This window comes from Streptomyces sp. NPDC101178 (genome assembly GCF_044767965.1).
Taxonomy (GTDB): domain Bacteria; phylum Actinomycetota; class Actinomycetes; order Streptomycetales; family Streptomycetaceae; genus Streptomyces.
Genome location: NZ_JBIWOZ010000007.1, coordinates 38,477 through 50,717, shown reverse-complemented (window position 1 = coordinate 50,717; position 12,241 = coordinate 38,477). Strand labels below are relative to the sequence as shown.

Annotated in this window: 12 protein-coding genes; 8 read left to right on the top strand and 4 right to left on the bottom strand. The window is 71.9% G+C overall.

The features are described 5' to 3' along the window. Nucleotides 1-215 precede the first annotated feature (215 nt). Genes ACIRR8_RS20670 through ACIRR8_RS20660 form a run of 3 tightly spaced genes read left to right on the top strand, consistent with a single transcriptional unit; the run spans nucleotide 216 to nucleotide 2,041 of the window. Nucleotides 216-1,073: a hypothetical protein gene (locus ACIRR8_RS20670; protein ID WP_404066699.1), complete on the top strand. Its 858-nt coding sequence runs from the start codon at nucleotides 216-218 to the stop codon at nucleotides 1,071-1,073. 46 nt (nucleotides 1,074-1,119) lie between these two features. Further along, on the top strand, nucleotides 1,120-1,371 hold the full coding sequence (locus tag ACIRR8_RS20665; RefSeq protein WP_404066697.1) for an acyl carrier protein: 252 nt from the start codon (nucleotides 1,120-1,122) through the stop codon (nucleotides 1,369-1,371). A 22-nt stretch (nucleotides 1,372-1,393) separates the two neighbouring features. After that, the gene (locus ACIRR8_RS20660; RefSeq protein WP_404067555.1) at nucleotides 1,394-2,041 is read left to right on the top strand and encodes a 4'-phosphopantetheinyl transferase family protein; all 648 of its coding nucleotides are present in this window, start codon (nucleotides 1,394-1,396) and stop codon (nucleotides 2,039-2,041) included. 185 nt (nucleotides 2,042-2,226) lie between these two features. Here the strand turns inward: ACIRR8_RS20660 and ACIRR8_RS20655 are convergent, their stop codons facing one another. Continuing rightward, the gene (locus ACIRR8_RS20655) at nucleotides 2,227-3,825 is read right to left on the bottom strand and encodes a CocE/NonD family hydrolase (protein ID WP_404066695.1); all 1,599 of its coding nucleotides are present in this window, start codon (nucleotides 3,823-3,825) and stop codon (nucleotides 2,227-2,229) included. A gap of 137 nt (nucleotides 3,826-3,962) precedes the next feature. Next, nucleotides 3,963-5,156, bottom strand: coding sequence for an Ig-like domain-containing protein (locus tag ACIRR8_RS20650; protein ID WP_404066692.1), 1,194 nt, complete (start codon nucleotides 5,154-5,156; stop codon nucleotides 3,963-3,965). A 236-nt stretch (nucleotides 5,157-5,392) separates the two neighbouring features. Here ACIRR8_RS20650 and murJ point away from each other — a divergent pair, with 236 nt between their 5' ends. Further along, nucleotides 5,393-7,066: a murein biosynthesis integral membrane protein MurJ gene (gene murJ / locus ACIRR8_RS20645; RefSeq protein WP_404066690.1), complete on the top strand. Its 1,674-nt coding sequence runs from the start codon at nucleotides 5,393-5,395 to the stop codon at nucleotides 7,064-7,066. Nucleotides 7,067-7,078: 12 nt separating this feature from the next. Here murJ and ACIRR8_RS20640 read toward each other — a convergent pair whose 3' ends face one another. Beyond that, nucleotides 7,079-7,822 carry a hypothetical protein gene (locus ACIRR8_RS20640; protein WP_404066688.1) on the bottom strand — a complete coding sequence of 248 codons (744 nt, stop codon included), beginning with the start codon at nucleotides 7,820-7,822 and terminating at the stop codon, nucleotides 7,079-7,081. A 104-nt stretch (nucleotides 7,823-7,926) separates the two neighbouring features. On the opposite strand from ACIRR8_RS20640, the gene ggt reads away from it, so the two are divergent. Together ggt and ACIRR8_RS20630 are read left to right on the top strand one after the other, a co-directional pair. Then, nucleotides 7,927-9,744 (top strand): gamma-glutamyltransferase, encoded by a 1,818-nt coding sequence (gene ggt / locus ACIRR8_RS20635; protein ID WP_404066686.1) that lies wholly within the window; start codon nucleotides 7,927-7,929, stop codon nucleotides 9,742-9,744. A gap of 162 nt (nucleotides 9,745-9,906) precedes the next feature. Next, nucleotides 9,907-10,665, top strand: a complete 759-nt coding sequence (locus ACIRR8_RS20630) for a glycoside hydrolase family 75 protein (RefSeq protein ID WP_404066684.1) — start codon at nucleotides 9,907-9,909, stop codon at nucleotides 10,663-10,665. A 17-nt stretch (nucleotides 10,666-10,682) separates the two neighbouring features. Here ACIRR8_RS20630 and map read toward each other — a convergent pair whose 3' ends face one another. Further along, the gene (map, locus tag ACIRR8_RS20625) at nucleotides 10,683-11,450 is read right to left on the bottom strand and encodes a type I methionyl aminopeptidase (RefSeq protein ID WP_404066682.1); all 768 of its coding nucleotides are present in this window, start codon (nucleotides 11,448-11,450) and stop codon (nucleotides 10,683-10,685) included. Nucleotides 11,451-11,523: 73 nt separating this feature from the next. Between map and ACIRR8_RS20620 the strand changes: the two genes are divergently transcribed. Both ACIRR8_RS20620 and ACIRR8_RS20615 read left to right on the top strand, forming a co-directional pair. Continuing rightward, on the top strand, nucleotides 11,524-11,793 hold the full coding sequence (locus ACIRR8_RS20620) for a helix-turn-helix transcriptional regulator (protein ID WP_356749306.1): 270 nt from the start codon (nucleotides 11,524-11,526) through the stop codon (nucleotides 11,791-11,793). A 28-nt stretch (nucleotides 11,794-11,821) separates the two neighbouring features. Beyond that, a complete protein-coding gene (locus tag ACIRR8_RS20615; protein ID WP_404066679.1) occupies nucleotides 11,822-12,202 on the top strand; it encodes a PPOX class F420-dependent oxidoreductase in 381 nt (126 codons plus the stop codon). Nucleotides 12,203-12,241: the final 39 nt, after the last annotated feature.

The following is a 12,241-nucleotide window of genomic DNA, read 5'->3' as shown; positions in this document are numbered from 1 at the left end:
ATACCTGCCGTTTGGTTTCTCTGGTCTAGACAACACCGGAGCAACGGGCCTAGTGTCCGAGGGCGTGGCCGGAATTCGTGACGGCCTGTCAACCCGGTCTCCTGCCTGCGCTCCGGCCGCCGGCGACCCTGTTGAGGACCGCCGCCACGGCGGTGTGGTCCGTACATCCGGTGGGCGTCCCGACTGCCGGCCCACACCGAGAAAGACGCGGTTTCATGAACACATCCAGCATCACGGCCCTGCCGGGTGTCGAGCTGAAGAGTCCCGGTGCCGGGCTGATCACGCTGGACCCGGTCCGCACTGCCCTGCTCCGAGGCCTGGACGAGCTGCTGACCGGCCTGGCCGCACGGCTCGCCGCCCCCGAGGTCGTGGGGCCGCCCCTGCTGTCCGTCGAGGGACTCGCGCGGCTCGACTTCTTCCGCAACTTTCCTCATCTCGGCGTATCCGCCGGGCGGTTCGCCTCCGAGGCGCTCGACGGCCTGGCCTCCGGCGGCTCGCCGCACGAGCTCCCGCTGCAGCCGACCGGCCATGTGCTGCCGTCCGCGACCTGTTACGGGCTGCTGCTCTCCCTGGAGGGCGAGGACGTGGGCGAAGACGGGCTGAGGCTCTCGGCGGTCGGCCGCTGCTTCCGCAACGAGACCCACTACGACGGTCTGCGCCGCCTGTGGGGGTTCCACATGCGGGAGGTGATCTACCTCGGTACCAAGGACGGGGCGAGCGAACACCAGGAACGCGGCGGGGAGTTCGTTCAAGAGGTGGCCGGGCGGCTCGGCCTCACCCTGACCCGTGCGGCGGCCGACGACCCGTTCTACGACAACGGTGGATCGCGGGCCCGTCTGATGGCGCTGGACCCGGTGAAGTTCGAGTACAGCGCCCCCGACGGCACGGCCATCGCCTCCGTCAACCGGCACCGCAACTTCTTCGGCGAGCGGCTCGGCATCCGGGCGGGCTCCCACGGGCCCGCGTACAGCTCCTGCGTCGCTTTCGGGATGGAGCGCTGGGTGCACGCGATGATCCTGGCCCACGGCTCCGCAGAGCGGGCCCTGGAGCGGCTCCGCACCGCCGGTTCCTGACCTCGGCCCCGTGCCGTCACCGAAATAGTTGGAGGAGCGTTTTCCCATGCAGCGTGTCGTAGCGTGGCTCAACGAGAAGAATCCCGGGCTCGACGGCCCGATCGGCTTCGAGGAGGACCTCATCGAGGCCCGCCTCATCGACTCGATGGACTTCCTGGAGTTCATCGATCTCCTGGAGGAGATCTCGGGCGACAGCATCGATCTGCAGGAAGTCACCATCGACGACTTCCGCACTCTCGCCCGCGTCAAGGAGCGCTTCCTCGGCTCCGCCGCGCTGGCGGACACGCCGGCCAGCTGAGCACGGGTCGGTGACCCGCCACTTGCGGCCGTGTCCTCCGCGGCCCGTTCTCCCACCGGCGTACGAGAGAGGCGTGGCCGCCTCCGTGCTGGTCGCCACTACCTCCGAGGTGCTGGCGCACCCCGACCTGGACGAGGGCATGCTGGCGGCGTGGGAACAGCGGCGGCTCGCGCGCATCCGGGTTCCGGGCCGGCGTGACGACGTGGTGGCGGCCCGGCTGCTGCTGCGGCTGTGCGCCGCCCGGGTCATCGGCCGGTCGCCGCGGGAGGTGGAGCCGGCCCAGCGCTGCCCCGGATGCGGGCGGACCGGGCACGGCCGCCCGTATCTGCCCGGCCACCCCGGGCTGGGTGTCAGCTTCAGTCACGCCGACGGCCTTGCCGCCGCGGCGGTCGGGCCGGGCCCGGTCGGCATCGACGTGGAGCCCCTCGGGCGTCGGCCGGGCCCCCTGGCCGTGCTGCGCCGGCTGCTGCCCGAGGCCGAGGTGGACGCCGCCGGCGCCGAGCCGGAACCCGGCCCGGCGTTGCTACGGCTGTGGGTGCGGCGGGAGGCGCTGTTCAAGGCCGGGCGGGACGACGCCCGGCTGACCGGTTGGACGGACCACCGCCGGGCAGCCGTGGTGGCCCTCGCGAGCGACCTCGCGCCGCGAGCGTGGACGGCGCCTCGGTCCTGAAGCCTCGTCCCCGCAACGCGGCCAAGAACGGCACCGCTTCACCACGTGTGCCATCCGTCCGGGATTCGCAGGGCGAGTGCCCCGCTTGTCGGGGTGAGCCAATCCGAGGACGGAGGCGGTGGGGGTGGCAGCTGCTGCCGGGAGGTCGGTGGCCGGGGCTTGTCCCGCCCGGCAGCAGTCGGTGATCACTTCTCGCGCAGCGGGACCGAGAGATGACTCGGGTCCGAGGCGGGCGAGGAGAAGGTCAGCTGCGCGCCGGTCGGGTTGTGCTCGATGTACAGCGGATCGACGGTGTCGATCACCAGGGCGAGCCGGTGACCGGCCGGTACGTCGTAGGCCGTGGAGAACAGCTCCAGGTCGACGGCGAACGGCCGGCCCGCCGTCCGGTCGTGGAAGGTGTACGGGGCGTTGCTGACCAGCTTGCCCACGCCGAGCGGGCCGACGTCGTAGAGGTACGCGACGAAGGTGCCGCTCGACTTCGTGCTGGTGACCGTGGTGTGCAGCTTCGCCGTGCCCCGGATCCGCTGCTCGGAGCCGTACCTCTCCGACTGCCAGACGCTCGCGAAGGCGCGCGGCAGCAGCGGTACGGAGACGGTCGGCGGCAGCTTCAGGAACTGGTCCAGCGCGTTGGAGAGCAGCGTGACGCCGCCGTTGGCGCCGGAGTCGACGCCGGCCCACACCTTCTTCGTCCCGTCGAGCGCGATGCTGTTCTTCGCCGCGCCCACCGACTTCCAGTCCGCGTAGCCCTCGTACCCCTTGTCGGTACGGGACTTGAGCTGGACCGGCTGCTCGGTGTCGATGCCGTTGCGCTCGCCCTTGAGGTAGCGGTCGAACCAGCGGCGGGTGCTCGTCCAGGTGTCGTTGGGCAGTCCGAACAGGCCGGTGAGTTCGGCGGTGGCGTGGTCGCCGGGGCGGAATTCCAGGCGCTTGGGGCCGGTGAGCTTCTCGTAGAACGAGGCGTACTGGTTGGGCGGGAAGATCGTGTCGCCCCAGGCGTTGCCCATCATGATGGCGGCGCCGTTGGTGTTGATCCGGTCGAGGTAGGTCGCGGGGGAGCGCTTGGCACCCCAGGCGATCATCTCCGGTTCCTTGTCCAGCTTCGAGCCGAGGAAGTCCTTCAGCGTCTGCGAGAGTTCGTCGCTGGGCCGGCCGGTGATCAGCCCGGCACCGCCGAGCAGGGCGGCGGCCTGGAGGTGCTGGGTCCGGCCGCTGTAGATCGAGTCGATCAGGTCGGCCCAGCCGCTGAGCGCGGCCACCGCCTTGATCCGCGGGTCGTGCCCGGCGGCCAGCAGGCTGATGCCCGCGCCGTAGCTGACCCCGCCCATGCCGATCCGGTCCGGGTCGGCCGAGGTGTTCGCCAGCGCCCAGTCGATGACGGCGGAGGCGTCCGCGATGTCCGGCGGACCGGCCACCTCGATCCTCCCGCCGGAGAGCCAGAAGCCGCGCGAGGTGTAACTCACCACCACGTAACCGGAGTCGGCGAGCTTCTGCGCCTGCGCCAGATACTCGATCTGCGGCATCGCCCAGCTGGTCGGGAAGACGATGAGGGGGTGGGTCGCCCCGGCCGACGCCCCGGCCGGTCTGAACACGTTGCCCTTGAGCGTCATGCCGCCGGAGCCGGGGATGTCGTGGAACGTCAGGCTCGGCGCGGAGGCCGCGCTCGCGGGGGCGGGTGCGGGCGCCGCGCCTGCCGCCGGAGCCGCGCCGAGGGCGGCTCCGGTCAGCAGGACGGCGGCGGTGGTGATCGAAGCGGTGGTGCGCAGTGCCGGTTTCGGACGTACCACGGGTCACTCCTCACGCGTGTCAGTGCAAAGTGACCCGACGGTAACCCCGGTTGTTTACCGCTGGTAACTACCGGGTGTGTTGCGTGAAGGTAACGATTGTTGGACGCCCTGTCAGTAGAGGCCCGGGTGCCGGGGCGTCACGTCAGCGCGCTCTTCGCCTGCCAGTCGGTCCAGGACACGTTCCACGCGCCGTACCCGTTGCCCTCGGCGACCGTCCCCTTGGCGTCGGCGCCGGTGATCTCGAACGGGTCGCCGACGCGTACCTGGTCGTACAGCGCGGCGGCGTTCGCGTCGCTCATCCCGAGACAGCCCGAGCTGCGGTTGGCGTTGCCGAAGTACCGCGCGTTCCACGGCGCGGCGTGCGCGTACATCCCGGACCAGGTCAGCCGCATCGAGTAGTCGACCATCTTGTCGTAGGCGTCGCCGAGGCCCACCGTCTCGGAGTTCATGTTGATCGTGCCCTCCTTCGACATCAGGACGGCCGTGCCGCGCCAGGACGCCTTCTTGCCGCCCGGCGTGCCGGCCGACATCGGGGCCTGGAACACCTGCTCGCCGTCGCGGTGCAGAGTGAGGCGGTGTCCGTCGAGGTCGACCTTGACGACCTGGGCCGCTCCGATGGTGAAGGTGGTGGCGTAGTCACGGACGAACCAGCCGCCGTCCTCGCCCGTGTCGATGCCGTTCAGCTCGGCGGCCAGAGTGACCTTCGTGCCGGGCTTCCAGTACTCCTCGGGCCGCCAGTCGACGCGGTCCTTGCCCGAGTGGTCCTGCAGCCAGCCCCAGGAGCCCTCGGTACCGTTCGAGGTGGACACCTTCAGCCCCTTCTCCACCGCCGCCTTGTTCTTCACCGGGTGGTCGAAGACGATCGAGAGCGGCTGGGCGATGCCGACCGTGGTGTCCTTGCCCGGCGCCAGCGACAGCTTGTTGACCTTCTCCGCCTCGGTGGTCGTGAACGTCGCCCGGTCGCTGCCGCCGTCCGCGTCCTGCGCCGCGACCGTGTACGCGGTGCCCGGCGCGGCCACCCGCTCCGATGTCCAGCTCCGGCCGTCGGCGGATATCTTCCCGGCCAGCGCGCCGCCCTTGTCCGCCGTCACCGACACCGTCTTCAGCTTCCCGTGCGCCAGCGTGACCTTCACCGGTTCACCCGGGGCCGCCGCCTCGCCCTGGAGGTTCACGGAGATGCTGGTCGCGGGCGCCTTGCCGTCCCCGTCCTCCTGGGCGGCGGAACCGGCCGCTCCACCGCCCGAACAGGCCGTGAGCGCTGCGGCGAGCAGCGCCGCGGGGACGGCGGTCAGGGCGGTACGACGGTGGCTGCGCGGGCGTGCGGAACTCAACGGAAAAACCTCCAGGGCTGCAGGGCTCGACAGAGGAGAGGCGTTTTTCCCCCTGCCAGGTTCCGTTTCCCCCATGTCGGGTTCGGCCGTGCCCCCGCCGGACCGGCGGGGGACCCTGCGGAGTACCCTCCACCGTCGGCCAGTACCTCGGAGCGCGGGAGAGACCAGTGGGCAGAATCGTCGAGCCCGAGGAGGCGGAAGGGGCCGGTGGGTCCGGTAGGCCGGGGGAGTCAGCAGTGACGCCCGACGGTTCCGTCGTGCCCGAAGAAGCCGCCACCGAGCCCGCGATACCCCCGGCCCGGTCCGCCTCCGTCCTGCGCAGCGGGGCCGTGATGGCGGCGGGCTCCGTCGTCTCCCGCGCCACCGGGTTCGTCCGCTCGGCCGTCGTCGTCGCCGCACTCGGCACCGGGCTGAGCGCCGACGGCTACACGGTCGCCAACACCGTCCCCAACATCCTCTACATCCTCCTGATCGGCGGCGCGCTCAACGCCGTCTTCGTCCCCGAGCTGGTCCGCGCCGCCAAGGAGCACGCCGACGGCGGAGCCGCGTACACCGACCGGCTGCTCACCGTGTGCACCGTCGGCCTCCTCGCCCTCACCGCGCTCGCCGTGGCCGCGGCTCCGCTGATCGTCGGCCTCTACACCGACTACGACGGCCGCCAGGCCGAGTTGACGATCGCGCTGGCCCGCTACTGCCTGCCGCAGATCCTCTTCTACGGGCTTTTCACCCTGCTCGGCCAAGTCCTCAACGCGCGCGGCCGGTTCGGCGCGATGATGTGGACGCCGGTCCTCAACAACATCGTGATCGTCGGGGTGTTCGGGCTCTACATCGGCGTCGCCGCGACCTCCGACGGCACCCTCTCCGACGCGCACGCCCACCTCCTCGGCTGGGGCACCACCGCCGGGATAGCCGTGCAGACGCTCGCGCTGATCCCCGCCCTGCGGGCCGCGAAATTCCGCTGGCGGCCCCGGTTCGACTGGCGCGGCAGCGGACTGACCCGGCCGATGCGCTCGGCCGGCTGGCTCGTGCTGCTGGTGCTCACCAACCAGCTCGCGTACTGGGTCGTCACCCGGCTCTCCACCACCGCCGGCCAGCAGGCCTTCGAGCAGGACGTGGCGGGCGGCGCGGGCTACACCGCGTACAGCTACGCCTACCAGCTCTGGGTCGTCCCGCAGGGCATCATCACCGTCTCCCTCGTCACCGCCCTGATGCCCCGCATGAGCCGCGCGGCGGCCGACGGGGACCTCGCCGGGGTGCGGCGCGACGTCGCGTACGCGCTGCGGACCAGCGCCGCCGTCATCGTGCCCGCCGCGACCGCGTTCCTGGTCCTCGCGCCCTGGGTGATCGGCTTGGTCCTCGGGTACGGGCGCACCACCGACGCCGACATCACGGTGATGGCCGGAATCATGATGGCCTTCGCCCCCGGGCTCATCGCCTTCTCCGGGCAGTACGTCCTCTCGCGCGGCTTCTATGCGATGAGCGACACCCGCACACCCTTCCTGCTCAACCTCGTGGTCGCCGCCGTCAACGCCGGGCTCTCGGCGGCCGCTTACTGGCTGCTGCCCGTGCGCTGGGCCGTGACCGGGATGGCCGGAGCCAGCACGGTGGCCTTCGTCATCGGCTTCGCCGTCACCGGGTACGTCCTCTCCCGCCGGGTCTCGGCCACCGGGACCGGGTCCTTGCTGCGCTCGCCCACCCTCGGCGCCCACCTCAGGCTGATCGTCGCCTGCCTGCCCGCCGGTGCGCTCGCCTACGGGGCCGCGCGCGCTGCCGAGGGTGCGGGCGATGTGGCGGCCGCCGGGGCCGGGACGCTGGCGCTGCTGCTCACGGTGGTGCTGCTGGCCCGGCCGCTGAGGATCGGCGAGATCACCGCGATGGTGGACAGCGGCCGGGCGCGGCTGCGGCGCTGAGGCGGGAGTCGGTCAGCTGTCCGCCCGGTGGGAGGGGGGAGCCGTCGGTACGGGTGCCTGCGCCGCGCGGGTCACATCGCCGACGACCTCCACCACATCGGGTCCGTACGCCTGGGAGTTGACCACCTTCAGCAGCAGCGCGAACGACTTGTTGCCGTGCTTGCGCAGCAGCTTCTCGTAGTTCCGCGAGACATAACGGGTCGCCGCCTGGTTGGTGATGGCCCGCTGACCGCAGAACAGGAAGACCGGGCGCGCCTCCTGACCGCCCGTCAGCCGCGCGAGCAGCACGTACTCCGAGATCCCCGGCTCCAGCCGGTAGCGCTCCGAACCGACCTGGAAGGCGACCCGGTCCGGTCCGGGCTCCGGCTCGGTGTTGATCCGTACGCCGGGGAGCAGGGTCCGCAGATGGGCCGCCATCCGCTGGTTGGAGGTCGGGCCGCCGACGCAGAACTCCGTACGCTCCCCGAACCCCTGCTGCGCCACGTCGTGCGTGACGATCTGCGCGTTGGCGGCGCAGTCCTTGATCAGCGCGGAGAGCTCCAGCAGCGCGAACACGTCGTACCGGTGCACGGAGCCTTCGGCGCCCGCGTACCGGTTGACGACCAGCAGGCACTCGGAGTGGGCCGGGAGTCCGAAGAACGCCTGCTTGCGGCGGAGCTTGCGCCGCAGGAGGTAGGTACGGGCCAGCCAGCCCAGCGATCCGCTGATCCCGGCGGCTATCACGCCCAGCACGATGTTGCGCACGTCGTCCGTCATGGCCGGGCATGTTATCGGTCATTCGGGTAACCGTTCGAGGCGGTCCTGACGATCCGGGTGCCCGCGGGCTAGCCTGCGCGGAGATCCGTTGACTGGAGGTTCGTATGCGCCGTTCCGTCGGCCGGAACATGTCGATAGTGGCCGCCCTCGCCGTGGTCGCCTCGCTCGGGGCCGCCGCCCCCGCGGGCTCCGCGCAGCCCGCCCACAAACCACCGGCCCCGCCCAAGTCCCCGGTGGCGGTGGGGTACGGGGGAGCGGTGGCCAGTGTCGACCGGGACGCGTCGGCGGCCGGGATCGAGGTGCTGCGCCAGGGCGGCAACGCGGTGGACGCGGCCGTGGCGACCGCCGCCGCGCTCGGTGTGACCGAGCCGTACTCGGCGGGCATCGGCGGCGGAGGCTACTTCGTCCACTACGACGCCAAGAAGCGGACCATCCGCACGATCGACGGCCGCGAGACCGCGCCCCGCAGCGCGGACGCCTCGCTCTTCCTGGAGAACGGCAAGCCCATCCCGTTCGAGGAAGGCGTCACCAGCGGCCTCGGCGTCGGCACCCCCGGCACCCCCGCCACCTGGGAGCGCGCACTCGACGCGTGGGGCTCCAAGTCCCTTCGTACGCTGCTGAAACCGGCCGAACGCCTGGCCCGGGACGGCTTCGTGGTGGACGGAACCTTCCGCTCGCAGACGGCCTCCAACCAGGCCCGGTTCGCCGACTTCCCCGCCTCCGCGAAGCTGTTCCTGCCCGGCGGTGAACTACCCGTGGTCGGCTCGGTGTTCAAGAACCCCGACCTGGCCCGCACGTACGAGAAGCTCGGCCGCAAGGGTGTCGGGGAGCTGTACCGGGGCGAGTTGGCGGACGACATCGTCCGCACGGTCCGCAAGCCGCCGGTCGATCCGGAGGCCACCCGCACCGTCCGGCCCGGCGACCTCACCCGCAAGGACCTCGCCTCCTACCGCACGCTCCAGCAGAACCCCACGAAGGTCGGCTACCGCGGCCTGGACGTGTACGGCATGGCGCCTTCCTCGTCCGGCGGTACGACTGTGGGCCAGGCGCTCAACATGCTGGAGCGCACCGACCTCTCGCGGGTGAGCCAGACCCGCTACCTCCACCGGCTCATCGAGGCGAGCCGCATCGCCTTCGCCGACCGGGGCCGCTGGGTCGGCGACCCCGCCTTCGAGGACGTGCCCACGAAGGAGCTGCTCAGCCAGCGGTTCGCCGACGCGCGCGGGTGCCTGATCAGGGACGACGCGGTGCTGACCAGCCCGGTGGCGCCCGGTGACCCACGGAACCCGGCGCGGTGCGGGAGCGGTGGTACGGCGGCGCCGACGACGTTCGAGGGCGAGAACACCACACACCTCACGACGGCCGACAAATGGGGCAACGTCGTCTCCTGCACCCTGACGATCGAGTCCACCGGCGGCAGCGGCATCACGGTCCCCGGCCGCGGCTTCCTCCTCAACAACGAGCTGACCGACTTCTCCTTCGCCCCGGCCAATCCGGCCGTCCACGACCCGAACCTGCCGGGCCCGGCCAAGCGGCCCCGCTCGTCCATGTCCCCGACCATCGTGCTCCAGGACGGCAAGCCGCTCCTCGCCCTCGGCTCTCCGGGCGGCGCCACGATCATCACCACCGTCCTCCAGTCCCTGACCGGCCACCTGGACCGGGGGCTCCCGCTCGTCGACGCGATCGCCGCGCCCCGCGCCAGCCAGCGGAACGCCGCGACCACGGAGATCGAGCCCGACCTGTGGAACAGCCCGGTCCGCGGTGAGCTCGAAGCGCTCGGCCACGCCTTCCGGCAGAACCCGGAGATCGGCGCCGCCACCGGCGTGCAGCGGCTCCCCGACGGCCGCTGGCTCGCGGCGGCGGAAAAGGTGCGGCGCGGCGGCGGCTCGGCCATGGTGGTGCAGCCGGGCGGCAGGAGCTGACCCGGCCTCATGCAGCAGGGGCGGCGGGGCCGGCCGTACGCGGTGTGTGCGCGTACGGCCGGCCCCGCCGCCGGGGGAGGGGAGTGCCGGTGACCCCGTTCGCCGGTACGGGGAGGGGCCCGGACGGGTCCCTCCGGTCGACTGGAAGGGCCGTCCCCCACGATGCGCACCCGAACGTTCGCTCTGTCCGCCGCCACCTCCGCCGTCTGCGGCGCCGCCCTGCTCGGCCCGGCGGCCCTGCCCGCCACCGCCGACGTGTCCGTACCTGACACACCGCCGGACACGCGGGTGGGTCCCGCGTCCGGCGGCACCGAGAACGCGGTGGTGGGCGCGGATCTTCCGGTGAGTGCGCAGGAGCTGCTCGCCGAGGTCCGCTCCTGCCGGCAGATCTCGCGAGGCAAGTACCGTACGGACGCCCACCGCACCAAGGCCACCGTCCCGGTCTGCGCCACCACGGACGCCGTCTTCTGGAAGGCGGACATGGACATCGACTGCGACGGCCGGAGGACCAAGGCCTGCAACACGCGGACCGACCCGTACTTCCAACCGCAGACCGCGTTCACGACCTCGCGCGGCAAGCCGCTGGACTCGGCCCGGCTGCCGTTCGTGGTGGTGCCGGCGCCGGGCCGGATCTGGGACTACCGGAAGTCCGGGCTGACCGGCGGCAGCGTCGTCGCCGTGATCCACCAGGGCCAGGTGCGGTACGCCGTCATCGGAGACACCGGGCCCGCCGGGATCATCGGCGAAGGCTCGTACGCGCTGGCGAAGGAGCTGTCCATCGACCCGCACCCGACGACCGGAGGCGCCGCGTCCGGTGTCACGTACATCGCGTTCACGAACTCCCGCATCTCACCGATCGAGAGCCGCGCCACGGCGGAGAGCCGGGGCGAGGAGCTGGCGAGGGCGTTCGTCGGCCGCTGAGGCCTTCGACCGAAGGGTCAGAGCGTGGTGAGGACGCGCGGGCCGGCGTCCGTGATGGCCACCGTGTGCTCGGCGTGCGCGGCCCGGCTGCCGTCGGTCGTCCGGAGCGTCCAGCCGTCCGGGTCGTGGCGGAACTCGTCGAGGCCGCCGGCGAGCAGCATGGGCTCGATCGCGAGGACCATCCCGTGGCGCAGCGGCATGCCGCGTCCCGGCCGTCCCTCGTTCGGCACGGAGGGGTCCTCGTGCATCGAACGGCCGATGCCGTGGCCGCCGTACCCGTCGAGGATGCCGTAGCCCGCCTTGCGGCAGACCGTGCCGATGGCGTGGGCGATGTCGCCGATCCGGTTGCCGACGACCGCCGCCGCGATGCCGGCCTCCAGTGCGGTGGTGGCCGCGCCGATCAGCTCGGTGTCGGCGGGCCGGGCCGTGCCGACGGTGAAGCTGACCGCCGCGTCGCCCGCCCAGCCGCCGAGGAGCGCGCCCGCGTCCACGCTGACCAGGTCGCCGTCGCGCAGGGGTTCGGCGGACGGGATGCCGTGGACGACCGCGTCGTTGACGGAGACGCAGATGACGGCCGGGAACGGGGTCGGCGCGAAGTGCGGCCGGTAGTTCAGGAACGGCGACGAGGCTCCCGCCTCACGCAGCACCTCGCGCGCCGCCTCGTCCAGCTCGCGCGGCGTCACGCCGATCGCCGCGACCTCCTGGGCGCGGGCCAGGATCCGTGCGACGACGCGTCCGGACTCCCGCATGGCCTCGATGGATGTGTCTGTCTTGATGTGCACCATGCCCATTACTATACCGGTCGAAGCGGTATAGTAATGACGGTATAAGAATGGTGAGCCGTAGTAGAGTGGCCTCATGGTCCGCACTCCTCTCACCCCCGAAGAGCGCCTCCGCGGCGAACGGCTCGGCCGCCTGCTCCGCGAGGCGCGCGGGGAGCGCAGCATGGTCGCCGTCGCGGCGAGCGCCGGAATCTCCGCCGAGACCCTCCGCAAGATCGAGACCGGCCGCGCGCCGACCCCCGCCTTCTTCACGGTCGCCGCGCTCGCCGGAGCGCTTGGCCTCTCCATGGACGAGCTGCTCGGCCGCTGCGCCGCCGAGCCCGCCGTCGTACCCCTGATCGCGTGACGGGTGTGCGGTGCGTAGGGTCGCGTCCGTGACTCTCCAGGACTTCGCGCGCAGCGAATACGTCAGCCTGACCACCTACCGCAAGAACGGCACGCCCGTCGCCACGCCCGTATGGGCGGCCGTCGAGGGTGAGGTGCTGTACGTGTGGACCCGCTCCGACTCATGGAAGGTCAAGCGGCTCCGCAACGACACCCGGGTCGCCGTCACCGTCTGCGACGTACGCGGCCGGATCGCCGAAGGGGCCCCGAGCGCCGAGGGCACCGGGCGCCTCCTCGACGCGGACGGGACCCGCGCGGTGCGCAAGCTGCTGGCCCGCAAATACACCTGGAAGTTCTGGCTCGTCGACTGGCCCGCCACCGTCGCCCGCCTCGGCAAGCGCCCGCACACCGGGATCGCCGTCACCTTCTGAGCCGTCACTTTCCGGACCGGCGCCTTCCGGGCCGTTGCG

Excerpts from the sequence above, each read along its gene's own strand:
- ACIRR8_RS20670 (WP_404066699.1), top strand. The coding sequence starts at position 216 with ATGAACACATCCAGCATCACGGCCCTGCCGGGTGTCGAGCTGAAGAGT.
- ACIRR8_RS20665 (WP_404066697.1), top strand. The coding sequence starts at position 1,120 with ATGCAGCGTGTCGTAGCGTGGCTCAACGAGAAGAATCCCGGGCTCGAC.
- ACIRR8_RS20640 (WP_404066688.1), bottom strand. The coding sequence starts at position 7,822 with ATGACGGACGACGTGCGCAACATCGTGCTGGGCGTGATAGCCGCCGGG.
- ggt (WP_404066686.1), top strand. The coding sequence starts at position 7,927 with ATGCGCCGTTCCGTCGGCCGGAACATGTCGATAGTGGCCGCCCTCGCC.
- ACIRR8_RS20630 (WP_404066684.1), top strand. The coding sequence starts at position 9,907 with ATGCGCACCCGAACGTTCGCTCTGTCCGCCGCCACCTCCGCCGTCTGC.
- map (WP_404066682.1), bottom strand. The coding sequence starts at position 11,450 with ATGGTGCACATCAAGACAGACACATCCATCGAGGCCATGCGGGAGTCC.
- ACIRR8_RS20620 (WP_356749306.1), top strand. The coding sequence starts at position 11,524 with ATGGTCCGCACTCCTCTCACCCCCGAAGAGCGCCTCCGCGGCGAACGG.